The organism is Pantoea sp. UYEF8 (genome assembly GCF_040546285.1).
GTDB lineage: Bacteria > Pseudomonadota > Gammaproteobacteria > Enterobacterales > Enterobacteriaceae > Pantoea > Pantoea brenneri.
Genome location: NZ_JBEPNM010000010.1, coordinates 1 through 16,572, shown reverse-complemented (window position 1 = coordinate 16,572; position 16,572 = coordinate 1). Strand labels below are relative to the sequence as shown.

Annotated in this window: 14 protein-coding genes and 2 pseudogenes; 7 read left to right on the top strand and 9 right to left on the bottom strand. The window is 51.3% G+C overall.

Features of this window, described 5'->3' with window-relative positions; all coding sequences use genetic code 11:
• Window positions 1-235: 235 nt before the first annotated feature.
• Complete coding sequence (locus tag ABIB18_RS17340) at window positions 236-982, bottom strand: SDR family oxidoreductase (protein WP_354474971.1); 747 nt, start codon at window positions 980-982, stop codon at window positions 236-238.
• Window positions 983-1,091: 109 nt separating this feature from the next.
• A complete protein-coding gene (locus ABIB18_RS17335) occupies window positions 1,092-2,186 on the bottom strand; it encodes an NADH:flavin oxidoreductase/NADH oxidase (RefSeq protein WP_354474968.1) in 1,095 nt (364 codons plus the stop codon).
• Window positions 2,187-2,379: 193 nt separating this feature from the next.
• Between ABIB18_RS17335 and ABIB18_RS17330 the strand changes: the two genes are divergently transcribed.
• Complete coding sequence (locus tag ABIB18_RS17330; protein ID WP_354474966.1) at window positions 2,380-3,282, top strand: AraC family transcriptional regulator; 903 nt, start codon at window positions 2,380-2,382, stop codon at window positions 3,280-3,282.
• A gap of 91 nt (window positions 3,283-3,373) precedes the next feature.
• Here the strand turns inward: ABIB18_RS17330 and ABIB18_RS17325 are convergent, their stop codons facing one another.
• Window positions 3,374-4,072, bottom strand: coding sequence for a RipA family octameric membrane protein (locus tag ABIB18_RS17325; RefSeq protein WP_354474964.1), 699 nt, complete (start codon window positions 4,070-4,072; stop codon window positions 3,374-3,376).
• Between the two features lie 210 nt (window positions 4,073-4,282).
• On the bottom strand, window positions 4,283-4,504 hold the full coding sequence (locus ABIB18_RS17320) for a hypothetical protein (RefSeq protein ID WP_031377530.1): 222 nt from the start codon (window positions 4,502-4,504) through the stop codon (window positions 4,283-4,285).
• Window positions 4,505-4,745: 241 nt separating this feature from the next.
• On the opposite strand from ABIB18_RS17320, the gene ABIB18_RS17315 reads away from it, so the two are divergent.
• Entirely contained in the window at window positions 4,746-5,054 is a 309-nt protein-coding gene (locus tag ABIB18_RS17315) for a hypothetical protein (protein WP_031377531.1), read from the top strand.
• Between the two features lie 58 nt (window positions 5,055-5,112).
• Here the strand turns inward: ABIB18_RS17315 and map are convergent, their stop codons facing one another.
• Window positions 5,113-5,898, bottom strand: a complete 786-nt coding sequence (map, locus tag ABIB18_RS17310) for a type I methionyl aminopeptidase (protein ID WP_069729297.1) — start codon at window positions 5,896-5,898, stop codon at window positions 5,113-5,115.
• Window positions 5,895-6,140 (bottom strand): ParD-like family protein, encoded by a 246-nt coding sequence (locus tag ABIB18_RS17305; RefSeq protein WP_031377533.1) that lies wholly within the window; start codon window positions 6,138-6,140, stop codon window positions 5,895-5,897. Before ABIB18_RS17305 ends, map begins: the two co-directional genes overlap by 4 nt.
• Window positions 6,141-6,937: 797 nt before the next feature.
• Here ABIB18_RS17305 and ABIB18_RS17300 point away from each other — a divergent pair.
• Window positions 6,938-8,929, top strand: coding sequence for a BCCT family transporter (locus ABIB18_RS17300; RefSeq protein ID WP_046289327.1), 1,992 nt, complete (start codon window positions 6,938-6,940; stop codon window positions 8,927-8,929).
• A 223-nt stretch (window positions 8,930-9,152) separates the two neighbouring features.
• On the opposite strand, the pseudogene ABIB18_RS17295 reads toward ABIB18_RS17300, so the two are convergent.
• A pseudogene (locus ABIB18_RS17295) lies at window positions 9,153-11,330 on the bottom strand (TonB-dependent siderophore receptor).
• A gap of 432 nt (window positions 11,331-11,762) precedes the next feature.
• Here ABIB18_RS17295 and ABIB18_RS17290 point away from each other — a divergent pair.
• The 4 genes and pseudogenes from ABIB18_RS17290 to ABIB18_RS17275 all read left to right on the top strand — a co-directional run bounded on the left by ABIB18_RS17290 (window position 11,763) and on the right by ABIB18_RS17275 (window position 15,931).
• Window positions 11,763-12,680, top strand: coding sequence for a LysR family transcriptional regulator (locus ABIB18_RS17290; RefSeq protein WP_069729299.1), 918 nt, complete (start codon window positions 11,763-11,765; stop codon window positions 12,678-12,680).
• Between the two features lie 132 nt (window positions 12,681-12,812).
• On the top strand, window positions 12,813-14,024 hold the full coding sequence (locus tag ABIB18_RS17285) for an MFS transporter (protein ID WP_354474959.1): 1,212 nt from the start codon (window positions 12,813-12,815) through the stop codon (window positions 14,022-14,024).
• A gap of 155 nt (window positions 14,025-14,179) precedes the next feature.
• Window positions 14,180-14,647 (top strand): annotated as a pseudogene (locus ABIB18_RS17280) (LysR substrate-binding domain-containing protein).
• A gap of 189 nt (window positions 14,648-14,836) precedes the next feature.
• Window positions 14,837-15,931 carry a tyrosine-type recombinase/integrase gene (locus tag ABIB18_RS17275; protein WP_354474957.1) on the top strand — a complete coding sequence of 365 codons (1,095 nt, stop codon included), beginning with the start codon at window positions 14,837-14,839 and terminating at the stop codon, window positions 15,929-15,931.
• Window positions 15,932-15,948: 17 nt separating this feature from the next.
• Here ABIB18_RS17275 and pagP read toward each other — a convergent pair whose 3' ends face one another.
• Window positions 15,949-16,500 (bottom strand): lipid IV(A) palmitoyltransferase PagP, encoded by a 552-nt coding sequence (pagP, locus tag ABIB18_RS17270; protein ID WP_502922717.1) that lies wholly within the window; start codon window positions 16,498-16,500, stop codon window positions 15,949-15,951.
• Window positions 16,493-16,572: IS1 family transposase (locus ABIB18_RS17265; protein WP_001401901.1), on the bottom strand; the 80-nt coding region annotated here is incomplete at its 5' end. The genes ABIB18_RS17265 and pagP, both read right to left, overlap by 8 nt.

The window sequence follows — 16,572 nt, the reverse complement described above, 5'->3', positions numbered from 1 at the left end:
GTTTTGGGTAGGCAGCTCGCATAGTAGGTCACAGACAAGCACCACTGAAGGAAAGGGCAGTGAATGGGTTCAAATGGTTAGTGCTCATAGTTACAACATACTTTTAGTCGATTCAGTAACTCAAACTTCAGCTTCAGTGCTGACATCATTTCAGCAGTACAACAGGCCGCTCAATGTTATTTATTCAGCACATCAACTGCGGGCGAAATCATACCTGACTTGCCCGCTCCGCTGCTTACAGGTCCTGAGCGGTGGGCCGAAATATAATTTCGTTCACGCCGACATCTTCAGGCTCGTTTATCGCAAATGCGACCATTCGGGCAAAAGTCTCGGCGGGAATGCCGACTTTACCCACGTAGGCCTGATTTGCCGACTGGACGTCTTTGTCGCTGATATGGTCAAGCAGCTCTGTTGAAACAGCGCCCGGAGAGATGAGGGTTGCTCTGACGTTATACTCACTGGCTTCTTTACGTAATCCTTCAGTCAGCGCACGAACGGCATATTTAGTCGCCGAGTAAACTGCCGATGCCGGAAACACCAGATGGGCGGCGACAGAAGCGGTATTGATAATCTGACCCGATTTTTGCGCTTTCATATAAGGCAACGCGGCCGCAATGCCATGTAAAACACCGCGAAGGTTAACATCAATCATCTGATTCCATTCACTGACCTTAGCCTGATCAAGCGTAGATAGAGGCATTACACCGGCATTATTAATCAGCACATCAATACGGCCCCATTGCTTAACGGCGGCATCAACCAGAGCCTTAACATCATCTTCAAGAGTGACGTCGGTGGCCATCGCTATCGCCGATCCGCCGAGCTCATTAATTTCATTCGCTACAGCATCGATGCGATCAGACCGACGGGCAGCCAGTACCACCCGAGCCCCTTTTTGCGCAAGGTGACGCGCGGCAGCTTCACCCATGCCACTTGACGCACCGGTGATAACGATAACTTTATCTTTAATATTGTCAGTCATGGAATTTCCTCTTCTTCAGATTAAACAGGGCACATTGGCTGGCGCAGTTTAAAGAGCAGGTGTTTTGCGCTGTCACTTCCTGGTTATAACCAGGTTTAGCGGCAATCACTTATTCTGCCCACTCCTTTAACCAGTAAGCGTAAGGCTCAGGTAAAACTGATTCCGGTGCAGTGAGTTTTAGTTCACGAGCGGCCTCAAAGACCCAATGAGGGTTACTTAGCAGTCGGCGGGCAAAAAATACCAGGTCTAGTTTTCCCTCCTGAATAAAATGGCTGGCCTGAGTAGCGCGGCTGATCATCCAGCTGGACGAAACGGCGATACCTGTTTCACTGCGTATCCGTTCTGCGTAAGGAACCATAAAGTCAGGTGCCCATGGAATTTGCTCATCGGGGGTGGAGAGCGCCAGACTGACGTCAATCAAATCAACGCCCGCCTCTTTCAGCCAGCGAATCACTTCAAGAGATTCACCAAAATGGTTTTCTGCACAGGTATCAAACTCAACAACGCCCAGCCGGACAGTAAGCGGCAGAGCAACTGGCCAGACAGTTTTCACCGCTTCTACCACTTCCAGCATAAAGCGGGCGCGATTTTGCAGGGAGCCACCGTACTGATCCTGACGACGGTTAGTCTTCGCCGAAAGGAACGACTGCGCCAGGAAACCGTGTGCAAAATGTAATTCGAGCCACTCGAATCCGGCCGTTACAGCGCGAAGGGCAGCATCTCTGAAAGCATTTATCGTTTGGCGGATGTCAGCCAATGACATTTCATCAGGAATATAGTCACTGTCAGGCAGGTAAGGAATGGCACTGGCCGCAACCGGCGTCCAGGCCTGGGGATCCTGTCGATCCAGCGGCGCACCCCCTTGCCACGGCGGCGTACATCCCGCCTTTCTGCCCGCATGGCCAAGCTGTATCCCGGCAACCGCGCCCGCTTGCCGGATTGCAGTAGCAATAGCGGAAAACCCTTCGATTTGGTCATCATTCCACAGGCCCAGATCGCCCGGTGTGATACGTCCTTCCGGGGTAACGGCCGTCGCTTCCACAATCAGCAGGCCAACGCCGCCGCGGGCCAGCATTGCATAATGTGACCGGTGCCAGTCATTAACCAGACCTTTCTTAGCCTGATACTGACACATGGGCGATGCGACAATCCGGTTACGCAAAGTGATATCTTTAATATTGTAGCTTTCAAATAAATCAGCCATTTGTCCTCTCATTTATTAACAATGGGCAGATACTGATTATTCGCCTTTCAGACTCTGATGTGCTTGCCAGATCTGCTGAAATGTTTGCACGAAATGATTTCTGTGGCTTGAATAAAGCAAATGGGTTGCTGCGAGGCTGGGTTAGTCTTATCTTTGCTTACCTGTACTGCTGCAGCGAATAAAGGGCATTTACGTGGCACAAAACTCACTTTCACAACCAGTGTCTCTAGCTGACCTGATTAAGAGAATTGCCCAAAATGATGGCGATTTCTCAACTGCAATCGAAGGCCTCACCCTACATCGCCGCAGTATTCCGACCTCGCCAGTGCATTGCATTTATCAGATGGGACTGGGAGTGGTGGTGCAGGGCTCAAAAACTATTATGCTGGCGGGTAAATCTACTCACTATGGTGCCGGTGAATCGTTGCTCACGACTATCGATCTGCCGGTGGTATCCCATGTCACTCAGGCAAGTCCTGAGCAACCGTTTCTCGGGCTGATGCTGACGCTCGATCCGCAGACAGTGGTTCAGACGGCTGCCTTGATGACACCAGGTAAACCTGTCAGAGACATCCCGTTTAATCCGCTTTCTGTTGATTCGCTCGACGAGGCGCTGACTGATGCGTTATGTCGTCTGATCAAACTCACTGATGAGCCAGCGTTGGCGGGCCAGCTGGCGCCTCTGATCCTGCAGGAGATTATTATTCGCTTATTAGCCAGTTATCATGGGCCGCAACTCCGTCATCTGGCCACGGCCGGATCGCCCGGGCAGCATATTTCAAGAGTTGTGGGCTGGCTTAAGCAGAATTTTGCCCGCCCCGTCTGTATTGATGAATTAGCGGCGAATGCCTACATGAGTCCGTCCACCTTTCGCCAGCATTTCCGGGCTGTTACCGGCTTGAGCCCACTACAGTACCAGAAGAAACTCCGCTTACAGGAAGCCCGGCAGCAGATGTTAAGTCACAATCTGGATGCCAGCAGCGCGGCGTTAAGCGTCGGTTATGAAAGTGCCTCACAGTTTAGCCGCGAATATAGCCGGGAGTTTGGAGAAGCACCGCAGCGTGATATCAAACGTCTTCGTTTACAGGGTGAGTAAGCTGTCGCGATCTAATCAGCCACCCTAAGGGTAAAAATAACTATCCGGCAAAGCTGCCGGATAGTCTGTAGTCAGTCAGCCTGAGCAGGCATTACTCTTCGGATTTGTGCTCTTTTTCCTTCTCCGCATCCGTTTTATCGGCTTCATCATTATCTGCAACGTGGCTGAACGGCTTAAGTAACTGGATATCCAGAATGACGTACACCATGGTACTGATAAACAGCGAGATCACACTGCCAAACACGCCGCTGGTGGTGAAGGTAAGATAGTTGTAGATCACCAGCCAGGTGAGGCAAATAAACAGCGCCAGTGAAATGGTCAGGTTAGCGACGGAATAGTTACTGGTGCCTGCGCCCTGGGTGTGTGTCACTTTAAACAGGTTGCCGATGGAATATTTTTCCAGCACCAGAATAGTTTTTTCCCAGTTGCGCTGCTTACGGGCGCTGGCGCGGGTCAGAAATACAAACAGAATCGACATAAAGAAGCCGGAGAAGGCGATCAATACCGGAATCGCCTCAAGGGCATATTCAATACTTTTATGACCACTGCTGCTGCTGAGATCCAGGGTTAATGAGGCACCCAGTGCGGCATAGAGAAAGATAAACAGTAACAGAAAGGTCAGGCTGCGCTTCCAGTCACCTTCGGCTTCGATGTTTTTTTGTTGGATGGCTAACTGCAGCGACTGCTGGATTTGCCCGGCCTGCGGCGAATCAGCGTCCAGAGTCTGGCAGGGCGCAGCAAAGAAGTCGTTCATGAACCGCTCATCTTCTTTGTGGATAGAGATTTTCATCGGATACCTGTATCAGAAAGGATGTCCGGTTATTCTAATCAGCCTCGCCTGAAATAACAGAAACTTTATGACGAAACCCTTTCGCCGATTTTTATCTATCAAGCCAGGCCAGCAGAGCAGGTGGATGTCCACTGATTATCAGCTCGCAGGCCGGTCATTGTTACTGACCGCGATGCGGTTAAGCAGCCCGGCTGAGCGGAGGCGTAACCCTTATTCCGCCGACAAACTGCGTAATTTAAACTGCTTTATAGCATCATTAATGTTGTTGGTGTCGAGAGTGGCAATGCATTGATTACCATTGAACACCTCGTAATGGGCGTTATGTAACTGAAACAGCAAATCTTTGCCGCGAAAATGGATGCGTTTCTGCTTTACGCCTATCCCATGCCGTCGCAATAAAGCCTGCGACAGTCGGTCGGTCTCTTGTGCCATAGCCTCAGCTCCCCGGCAGTACGTGGTCACTGCTATTAAACCTGATAAAGATGAGTTTTATATTAAGAGATGTCCTTATTTTTAACAGGGGCAAAGCGCGCATTTTCGGTGAGAATCGTGCTGATGTTAACGATGTCAGCAGCTATTACCTGACTTATGCCGGATTAATGCTAAACAGCCCACTGAAGCGGCCGCGGATGCGGTACACTTGCCCGGTGAATTCACCACTGGACACGATGCTATGAACGACAAGAAGATGATCTCGATTGATCAGTTCAACGCTGATGAACGACTGGCTGTAGAGGAAACGTTCAACGGGCTGGTGCAGAAGTATCGCCAACGGACCGGCAAAGAGCCTGATAGTAAAAAAGAGAAAGAATTCAATACGGAAGCGCGACAGCTCATCATGTCAAACAAGCTTGAGAAAGAGAGAGCACAGGCAGAAAAGGAAAAGAAAAAACCCCTGCGCCGCAAGAAACCTTCTTCGCTGGCGGCGAGTGAAGTGGGTGATTTCAACTGGGCAGCCTCAGTGGTTAAAGGCCGCAGATAGCCACTCTCTGCGTTATCAGGTCAGAATGAGCCTGAGGTATTACCCTCAGGCTGCAGGTTCAGATTGGCGCATAGTCGCCAGTGCCCTCGGGCCACGGCGTCAACAAATCAAATCCCTCCTCGGTCACCGCCACGGTATGCTCCCACTGCGCTGATAAAGACCGATCTTTGGTCACCACCGTCCAGCCATCCGATAGCACGCTGGTGCCCGCTTTACCGGCATTAATCATCGGCTCGATGGTAAATATCATCCCGGCTTTAAGCGGCATCCCTTCTCCCGGCGTACCGTAATGCAGCACCTGCGGATCGGTATGATAGATTTCGCCCACGCCGTGACCGCAATATTCACGTACCACCGAGAAGCCAGCCGATTCCGCCACACGCTGAATCGCCGCACCGATGTCGCCCAGCGTTGCGCCCGGACGAACCGTTTTAATGCCGGCCACCATCGACTGATAGGTAATATCAACCAGGCGTTTAGCGCGTACTGACGGCGTACCGACGAAATACATCCGGCTGGTATCGCCGTACCAGCCATCTTTGATGATCGCCACATCGATATTCACGATATCGCCATCTTTCAACTTCTTGCTGGCAGGGATACCGTGGCAAACCACGTGGTTAACCGAGGTACAGGTGGTACGGGTATAACCGTGATAGCCGATATTGGCCGGAATCACCTTCAGCTCATTCACAATGAAATCGTGGCAGATATCATCAAGCTCTTCGGTAGTGATACCGGGCCGAACGTGCGGGGTAATCATCGCCAGCACCTGTGCGGCGGCGTGTCCGGCCGCGCGTGCCTTTTCGATCTCTTCGGCAGTATGAATTTTAACGGTGTTCATGACACATCTCCTTGTGAAGTGAGACTTTCTTTATGAAGTAAATGTCGGATATCAGAACTGCCTTCCAGTTCTAATCGAATCAGCATCTGTGCAAGCTGCTGTTGAGTGAGTTGCGGATAGAACTCCGCCAGCATCCCCAGCTTTAGCCAGTGCTCTGCCTGTGCATTGATCGATCGACTCATCGCCTGGCTGGCAATGCGCAGATTTTCATGCATCAGGTCGGAAATTTTAACGATGCCCATGTAAGCCCTATATGAAACGTATATGTTTTATATATAGCTTAATGAGAACGATATGATTTGCAAGGAGACTTTCTCACCGATGTGAAAAGGTATGAAATTTGTCCGAACATCACCGACATGACTTATATCAGCTGATATTCATCTGCGCATGAATCGGGATACTTTTTGGACATCGAAATGTTTCTGATTTCATAGAAGGTCAGCGGGTTCGCCTCCTCACTTAAACCGTACTGCGCCTAAACCCGTGTAAATGCCGGCGTCAGTTTTTCCGGACGCACAGGGCCGGGATAACGCCCGTGACGGTGGATAGCTGAATAAAGGGGGTGCTGAGAAAGGTAGTCCTGGCGACAGATTCCGATGACGTCACTCAGCGTCATAGCGATTAGAATATCATCATCTCATCGATGCGTTTGGTGAGGCCATTTGCCACTGTTTCAGCAGGTAAAAGTAGACTGGTTCCGAACATTCGATGATTCTGGCGTGTCGAGGTGTCAATACAGTGGCGATTATGACCTGAGACGACCCCGCTAAACACTTCAGGGCCATTCTGGTTTAATTCTTATTGTTTCACCTTTTACTCAGTGACGCCTGAATCAGTCATGGTTTTTTTTATGGCGCATGACGATATGAACAATGCCCATCATTCCGTGTGCATAAAAATACATTTTAATAAACGTTGTCAGGAAGTTATGTCAGGCGCGGAAAAAAATCCTATAAAATCCGTTCGTTTCCTGAAATTTTCATATGCTCTGTCATAATGGCTGTTACATTCAGAAATGGTCCAGCAGAGAGGTTATATGTCTCAACCAAAAATAACAGAGCAGACTCAGCGAAGTAAAATCAATCCTCCGGTGTTTTACAGCTCCGCCATACTGATATTTATTATCGTTGCTTTTGCCGCAATTTTTCCTGAACAAGCTGACAAGCAGCTCAGCGCGCTGCAAAGCGGCATCTTCGCCAATGCCAGTTGGTTTTATATACTGACTGTTGCCCTGATACTCATGAGCGTCGCCTATCTGGGCATGTCGCGGTTTGGTGACATCAAGCTGGGCCCCGACCATTCTGAACCCGATTTCAGCTATGTCTCGTGGTTTGCCATGCTGTTTTCAGCGGGTATGGGCATAGGGCTGATGTTCTTTGGCGTGGCGGAGCCGGTAATGCACTACATGGCACCGCCGTCAGGCACACCGGAGAGTGTTGAGGCCGCTAAGGAAGCTCTGCGCATTACCTTCTTTCACTGGGGGCTGCATGCCTGGTCAATCTACGCCATCGTTGCATTGATACTGGCCTTCTTCAGTTATCGCCACGGCCTGCCGCTGACGCTGCGCTCAGCACTCTATCCGATTATTGGCGAAAAAATTTATGGGCCGATAGGGCATGCCGTGGATGTTTTTGCCGTTATCGGTACCGTGCTCGGTGTAGCAACCTCGCTGGGTTATGGTGTCCTGCAGGTCAATGCCGGACTCAACCATCTCTTCGGAATTCCGGTTAACCAAACCATACAGGTGATACTGATTGTTGTTATTACCGGCCTCGCCACCTTGTCAGTGGTATCGGGACTGGATAAAGGGATCCGTATCCTTTCAGAAATTAATCTGACGCTGGCGGTGCTGTTGCTGGTTCTGGTTGGTGCGATGGGGCCAACGGTTCTGCTGCTGAAATCGTTTGTTGAGAATACCGGCGGTTACCTTTCAGAAATAGTAAACAAGACCTTTAATCTGTATGCCTATGAGCCTAAATCCAGCAAGTGGCTGGGAGGCTGGACCCTGTTTTATTGGGGTTGGTGGCTGGCCTGGTCGCCCTTCGTCGGGATGTTTATTGCCCGCGTTTCGCGTGGACGAACCATCCGTGAGTTCGTTACCGGTGTATTGTTTGTGCCAGCCGGTTTCACATTGCTGTGGATGACGTTTTTCGGTAACAGCGCTATCTGGCTGATCATGAGGAAAGGCGCTCGCGACCTGGCAGAGACCGTACAGTCCGATCAGACCCTCGCATTGTTTAACTTTCTTGAGCACTTCCCCTTCAGCTCAGTTCTGTCGTTTATTGCTATGGCCATGGTTGTCGTCTTTTTCGTGACGTCAGCTGATTCCGGCGCGATGGTGGTTGATACCTTAGCGTCAGGAGGTACCGATAATACGCCGGTCTGGCAGCGTATTTTCTGGGCATCGATGATGGGTGTTGTTGCCATCGTGCTGTTACTGGCAGGCGGCATGAAAGCGCTGCAAACGGTCACCATCGCCAGTGCGTTGCCCTTTGCGATTATTCTTCTGGCGTCGATTTACGGGCTTTTTAAAGCGTTGCGAATTGATTATTACAAACGTGAGAGTAAGCAGATCACCACCATAGCCTCACCGGCTTCACGAAATCCTATTTCCTGGCAACGCCGGTTGAGGAACATTGCCTATTTTCCCAAGCGTTCAAACGTAAAACGATTTATGAATGAAGTTATTCAGCCTGCCATGCATATGGTCAGCGGCGAACTGCTCAAGCAAGGCACCGTTTCTCATCTCAATGATAGTGCAGACGACCGGGTACATTTTGAAGTGGATTTGGGAAATGAACTCAACTTTGTTTATGAAGTTCGCCTCCGCTCGTATATCCAGCCAACTTTTGCTCTTGCTGCATTAGGCGATGAGAAAAAAGAAGAGCATCGCTATTACCGTGCAGAGGTATACCTGAAGGAAGGCGGGCAGGATTACGATGTGATGAGCTGGACGCAGGAGCAGATTATCAACGATATTCTGGATCAGTACGAAAAACACCTGCATTTCCTGCATCTGGTACGTTAATAATCGGGGCCTGGCTCACTGCGTCTGGCCCCGATTATGATGCATAGTGTGTCGATTCAGCCCAGGCTTCTTTGCCCGGGCTTTTTTATGGTCAGATGTGTCGTCTCTGTATCCTGCTCAATCCCCCGTTTCACATTTCAACGCTGCGCGCAGGCGCGATAAGACGGAAGGGGTTGATCCGTAATGATGAAAAAGCGCTTCCAGCCGGAAGCGCCTGTCACAATCAGAAGGACATGGTCAGGCCAGCATAATAAGCCCGGCCTGGCTCATTATAGGTTGAGGCACCTTCGGCTTCACGGTAGATACGCTTATCCAGCAGGTTGTTAATACCGGCATTGGCGCGCAGATTTTTAGTGATGTCGTAATTGAGATTCAGCCCAAAGACGGAATAGGCACCGACTTCACGCGTCGACATCGGCGAACTTGCTTCGGTTCGTGACTCTGCATTTTCGCGCGGTTTCTGGCGGCCATACATCGTCCAGTTCAGGTTGGTTGAAAAGTCCTGAGTCACCTGCCAGTCGAGCATAGTATTAATGGTGTATTCCGGGATGATCGACAGCGGATTACCGGTCTTCTTATCCTTCGACTCAATCATATAAGTCGCGTTGGTACGCCATTCCAGCGTGTCGCGCACCAGCGGAATGGTCATATTACCTTCCAGCCCCTCGACCACGGCTTTACCACCGTTGGACCATTGCAGAATATTGTTGCCGTTAGAGGCAAAACCAATACGCTCGGTACCGGCGACGATCTTGTTCTTATAATCGTTGCGGAACCAGGTAAGCCCTGCGATATAACCGTTCTGGCTATACTCAATGCCCAGCTCTTTATTTACGCTGACTTCCGGATCAAGATTTTCATTACCGAGCAAATAGCAGCTGCCGGTCGTCACCCCTATCGGGCAACCGTTACCGCGGGTAGCCAGTAAATAGCCTTCAGTTGACTGGTAGAGGTTAGGGGCTTTAAACGCTCGCGCAATACCGGCTTTTAGCGTGAAGTTATCGCCTAATCCCTGTGAAATATTGAGTGATGGGCTCCAGTTTGCACCGAAACTATCATGATAATCAAAACGCAGACCGGGGATCACTTCTGTGCTGTCAGTAGCCGCAATGTTGTCTTCAAAATAGAGCGAACTCAGGGTAGCGCTGTTTTTACTGTTGCGCGCACCTGGGTTGCCGCTCACATCGCCAATGGTCACATTCGGCGCGCTGGTGCCATTCATTGAGTTGGGATCGTTCAGTTCATCGCGGTTTCACTCAGCCCCCAGCGTGACGGTCTGTTCCCGCACCAGCTCCAGCGGGAAACTGACTTCACCACCGGCCCGGTAACTCTCGAAGCGACTGGTTGAAAAGGTGTTGCTGTTAATTCGTCCTTCACCGCTGCCGGCGGTCCCTTCGTTCAGGCGGGTATTGTTGGTTTTTTCATAATTGAAGGTCAGCTTCGACTGTCCCCAGTCCCAGATACCGTTGTGGGCGATGCCGTAGGTCTGACGGTAGAGGCGGTTGGTTTCTGATCCATCCAGTGATTCAATCAGGGCATTGCCGGCACCGTTGCTGTATTGGGTATCGCCAGCGTAGATATTCCCCTGACGACTGTAACCGTAGCTGAAATCAATCACCTGTAACGGAGTCAGTTTCCACGACAGCACGCCGTTAATATCTTTGTTGCGCACCCCTTCGCGGCCAGCCGCAGCGGAACCGTTCTGCGACTGGTTAATATCGAATGCATCACTGTCGGTTTTGTTAATGTTGCCATATAACCGCATGGTCAGCGCGTCACCGGCCAGCGGGCCACTGAGGTTAAAGTTAGCGCGGCGGGTAGCACCTTCTTTGTCATCTTCCGGCTGATTGGTGAACAGCGACAGTGAACCGTGCCAGTCATTGGTCGGACGCTTAGTAATAATATTGACCACGCCGCCCGCAGCGCCAGAGCCGTAGCGGGCAGCCGCCGGACCGCGGATCACTTCGATACGTTCAACCATTTCGGCCGGAACCCAGTTAGAGTCGCCACGGGAATCGCGCTCGCCACGCCAGCTGTAACGTACTGAATTTCGCGAGGTAGTGGGTACGCCATCAATCAGGATCAGGGTATTTTCTGGCCCCATGCCGCGAATGTCGATCTGACGATTATTACCGCGTACCCCGTTAGCGCTGTTACCGGTCAGGTTAACGCCCGGCATTTTGCGAATGATGTCGGAAAGGTCATTGACCGGCGGATTTTTTTCAATATCCTGCGCGGAAATCACCGAAACGCCCGGCTGTTGCTTTAACTCCTGTTCAGCAGTGACCAGCATCGTTTGGTCATCAGCCAGCTTTTCTGTCTCAGCCTCGTTGGCGGCGGAGGCGGAGGTACTCAATATTCCCGCCAGCAGCAGCGCAATGGGGCGCTTCCGGACATGCATAGTTACATTCACTTAGAAAATCTCCCTGAATCGTTAAGGTATGTAAGCAAATGCGTATAATAATGAGAATAGTTATCATTGTATATGCGATCTGCGTAACTTTACATTCCTTCACATTAGGCCGTTTAATGTACGTTGCGGGTTGCTGACAGGCGGATGACTGAACAGAGCAGGTCGTCAGTTCCTTTCGTTCAGCAGGGAAAGGCACTAAAGATCTTCGCGAAACACAGGCGGCGAAAGCTGCCGGAAAACAACAGAGATTGGTGGGCTGGCTGCAACAGACAAGCCTCTGCGTCAGTCGGGCAGTAAAGCGATCCGGCGGTGAACGCTGGCGGTTTCATTCAGTCAGCGCCGCGGTAGCCCTTTTCGCACCGGGTTATTTAGGTAATATCACGCGTCCCCACATTTTCACGACAGTTCACCAGGAACAGAATGGATAATTACAATCAGCTACTGGCTTTCATCTGGGCCTATGAATATGGCAACTTCTCTGCTGCCGCACGGGCTAAGGGATTAACGCCTTCCGCGATGAGTAAACTGATTGGTCGGCTGGAGGCCAGACTGCAGGTCAGGCTGTTCGTTCGCGGAACGCGCGCGTTAAAGCTGACGGAAGAAGGGCATGTCTATCTCAAAAGCGCCCGTGCGGTGGTGGATGCGATGGCCGAAGCTGATTCACTGGCCGAAGATATGCCTAATCAGATCAGCGGGCAGCTAAAGATACGGACCATGACCACCTTTGCTCGCTACCAGATTCTGCCCTGGCTGCCTGCTTTTATTGCGGCTTATCCCGCGCTGAAAGTGGATATTGAAACCGGGCCGCTCTATCAGGATCAGTTCGACAAAGGTCTGGACCTGGCCATCTATGGTGGCGTGCTGGCCAGCTCATCACGTATTGCCCGTCGTATCGGCGAAAGCCAGTGGATTACCTGTGCTTCACCGGCATACCTCAGCCGGTACGGCATCCCGTCCCATCCGCGTGATCTGATTGAACATCGCTGTTTTCATTTCAACTTTGAAAGCCACTGGAACCAGTGGGTTTATGCTGAAGACGGTCAGAGCCGGGTTTTTCCGGTAACGCCGGTGGCTTCTCTGTCGCAGGGTGATTTACTGCGCGATCTGGCTATTCAGGGCGAGGGTATTGTCCGGCTGGCTGATTTTCATATCCACCGCGATATCAAGCAGGGAAAACTGGTGCCGCTATTGACCGATTTCCAGTCGCCGATCAGAGAGCCGCTCTATCTGATCTACGCCAAAAGACAGCATCTCAGCCCACGCATCCGCTGTTTTATCGACTTCATGGAACAGCAACTTGCCCTGCATCCGTGGCACATTGAGACCACCGCCGGTTAACCTTCGCGCTCCTCTTCAAAGACCACTGTGAATCCTGGTCACAGTGGGTTTGCCTGCGGATCGAATCCCATCCAGAAGGGGCTGTGATAACGTTCTGTCGACGTTTCACGACTTTCCTGGATAGCAAAACTGATGATCCCGACGACAAAATCCTCACAGGCAGGACTGGCCCTGGCGCTGGCCTTTTTTTCAGGCATGCTCAGCAGCAGTCTGCCAACGCCGCTGTATCCGGTTTATATCAGCTTATACCGGTTCAGCGCCTCACAGATCATGGTAGTATTTGGCGTTTACGCCGCCGGTGTTCTGCTCGCACTGCTGTTTACCGCAAAAGTTAACGTCCGGCCGGAAGCCTATACCCGACCTGTTTATACTGGACTGGGATGCGTATTGATTTCATCACTGCTGATGATGTTTGCCGATAATATTACGCTGCTGCTGATTGCCCGATTAATAACGGGTTTAGGTTCAGGTATATTAATGGCCTATATTAACCGCTCGCTGATAAAAATATTCGCAACGGAGGTCAGTAATCATGCTGCGCTGATCGCCTCCGCCGCCTTAATTCTGGGTCAGGCCATCGGCCCGTTTATTACCGGCAATATCGTACAGCATAATTTTTACAGTTTAAAAGCGCCGTTCATTATTTTACTGGTGCTGGTTTTACTCTCCCTTTTCGCCATCTGGCGTTGCCGTGAATGGGTGAATAAACCAATCCAGCCGGTTGCTGAGCCGCAGCAAAACCTGACGCTCCACCGCCATCGTCCGCTCACTCTCAGAGATGTTTACCTCTGCTGCATGGCGATCTTTCTTTCGTGGGCAATGGCATCAACCCTGATGTCACAGGGTCCGACGCTGGCCCACAACGGGTATGCGATCGGCAGCGTGCAGATCGTCAGTTATTGCCTGTCGCTATTCCTGCTTACGGCGGGCATCACCCAGTGGCTGATGAGAAAAAGGCACCATTACTCTTCACTAAAAATCGGGGTGAGCACTCAACTGGCGGCGATATTACTCGCCCTGGTCAGCGTGCAGCTTATCAGTCCCGCCCTGGTTCTGGTTGCAGTGATTGCAGAAGGCTTTGCTTATGGGGCGATACTGGTCGGTGCGGCAACCATTGTGAATCAGGTTGCCCGCCAGAAACAGCGGACACACCTTATCAACCTGCTGTATATCACCGGCTATGTGGGTAACTGGCTGCCCTTTGCGCTGAGCATTATGATGGATCACTATCCGCTGCTAAAAGCCCTGAGCGATTACTTAATAGTCTGTAGCCTGCTAGCATTTTGTATTGCTTTAGCCGCGCAGGTTTCAGCGCGAAAATTATATCAATCACCGATGGTTTGACTGTCCGATACCGTGAAAGTGATAACCACAATCTCCGATAAGAGAATGATAAAATAATTGCTGCTAAGCCATTTAATAATGATTAACACCCTGTGTTATCGTGCTAATAACACCTGCCATAAGCCTGTTGAAAAAGATTATATGTTGATATTGCCGTGCGCATCGGCGAGCCACGAGATGATTCACCTATTCTGACCCGAACCATTGCCACCCAGAAAATTGTCACTTGTGCCTCACCGGAATATCTCAGCTCGCGGGGGGAACCTGAGACGCCGCAGGCGTTAAACGAGCATGACACCCTCTTTCTGCTGAGCGCGGAAAAAGGGCGTAGCTGGCGGTTTGGAACGCCGCAGGGCACTTTTATCTATGAGGGAGCCGGCCGATAAATCTCGATAGTTCTGAAGCAATAAGAGCCCCGGCGTTATCATATTGTGCATTTGCCAACTTATCTGATCGGTGAGGCCCTCCGCAAAGGAAGACGGGTCCCCATTCTTCAGGACTATCCCTTTACTGCCGAACCGATTCGCCTTATCTATCCCAGTAAACGCCATTTATCACCGCGGATACGCGCTTTTATCGATTTGCTGGTTGAGCGCTGGCAGCACCAATTACCCTGGGAGTAGCGGGTTCCGTGGTCACATTTAACGGCAATTTTTGTTAAAACAGCGACCGGGAGAAAACCCCGCCAGCAGTCGCAGATTTCACCAGAACGCGTCACTGTGACTCCAGACTTATTAGGTCTGGAGTCACACAACGATACACGTTAGAATTTGCCGCCTTGCAGCGCAGAAGAGAACAGGTAAAGGATCATTGTGACGGTAGCAGAATTACGTTCGCCCCATGTTGGCCGCCATGTGTTGATCTGGCTGGATCAGGTCAGAGCAGCCTCTTTGGGTGAGCTGGATAACTTTGGCGATGAAGGCTCGGTCGAGCAGGTGATGAAAGTCTGGGTCAAATTATCGTTGCTGGTCAGTCGGCGCCGCCCCGAAATTGCCGTGTCATCGCTGCTGAAACATGTCCTGCCGAATATCGGATCGCAGCCGCTTAAATCGATCACCCGTTTACGGCTCAACCGCCTGTATAACATTTTGATTGCCGACGGTAAGAAAGAAGAGGCGCGGCGGGTATTTGCCCTGACTAAACAGTTCCTCGCCTGGGCTGAGATGCAGGGCTATCTGGATCATTCTCCGATCGCCTCAATGAAAAAACGTGATGTCGCCGGACGCGCGACGCCGCCCCGCAGTCGCCAGCTGAGCGATGCTGAAATCTGGGTGTTCTGGCACGGACTGGATAACTGGGCTTTGTCTGACCAGGCGCGCTGGGCGCTGCGCTTGTGCCTGGTCAGCGCACGACGGCCCGATGAAATTGTACAGGCGCAAAAAGCGGAATTTGATCTGTCACTCGGCCTGTGGAAGCAGGGCACCCGCAACAAATCACAGCGGGAACATATCCTGCCGATTTCGCCACTGATGCGTCAGTGCATCGATGCGCTGATGCGCGCCGCCGATGCTGACTCACCCTGGCTGGTACCGGCACCGCGCGATCCGCAGTTACCCCTGTCAAAAGGTGCGCTGAATCAGGCATTACGTCGCATGATCCGCGCCCCGCGTGGGCTGGGACTCGACGCCTTTACCCCACGCGATTTACGCCGCACCGCGCGTTCCAAACTTTCCGCGCTGGATACCCCGAACGACGTCGCCAGAAAAATCATGAATCACGCGCTGGAAGGGATAGATAAGGTGTATGACACGCACGATTATCTGACGCAAATGCGCAGCGCAATGAACGCTTATTCGGCGGCGGTAGAACAGATCATCGGTTGCGAAAGTTACCTGGCGTTACGCCATCGCTTCGACGGCGAAACGCTGATTCTGAATGAAAGTTCAATTATGGCCATGTCAGCCTAATCGTTCTTGCCTTATTTTCAGAAATGGTAGCGTAGCCAGGCGAAATAGACGTTGCCATTATTGTGCGTGCCGGGAATATAGGTCATTTGAAAGTCGAGCTTACCGTATCCGACAGACGCCAGCGGCAATATTGCCGGTAGCGGAATATATTGCCAGTTATGCCTGGCGGTAACACCAGCGGTATATCCGGCCCCCCAGTGGAATTTTTCATCCGATAATGGCCGCCAGGTCGCTAGCCAGCCATAACCACCAAAGGGTTCCCACTGATTAAAAGAATCCCTGAAGGTCATAACATAGAGGCCATGCCAGTTACCTTTTTGGTCATAACGGGATATCCCTCCGCCGGCACCCCACGGCCTTTCATTATACTTATCAATGTGTTCACGATCGTAGGTTGCCCGGTTATGCCAGGTAATCGCCGGCAGATAAAAGTCGATGCCGTCTGGCTGCTGCCATGTGGTGGCGACGTTGTTACTGAAATTCTCCCAACCGGCACTGACACTGTGCGCAACAGAAGCCGCACCCGCCGGGAGAGCACTGCAAACGGGTAATGGTCCCAACTTATTGATAGTGTTTTATGTTCAGATAATGCCCGATGACTTTATCATGCAGCTCCACCGATTTTGAGAACGACAGCGACT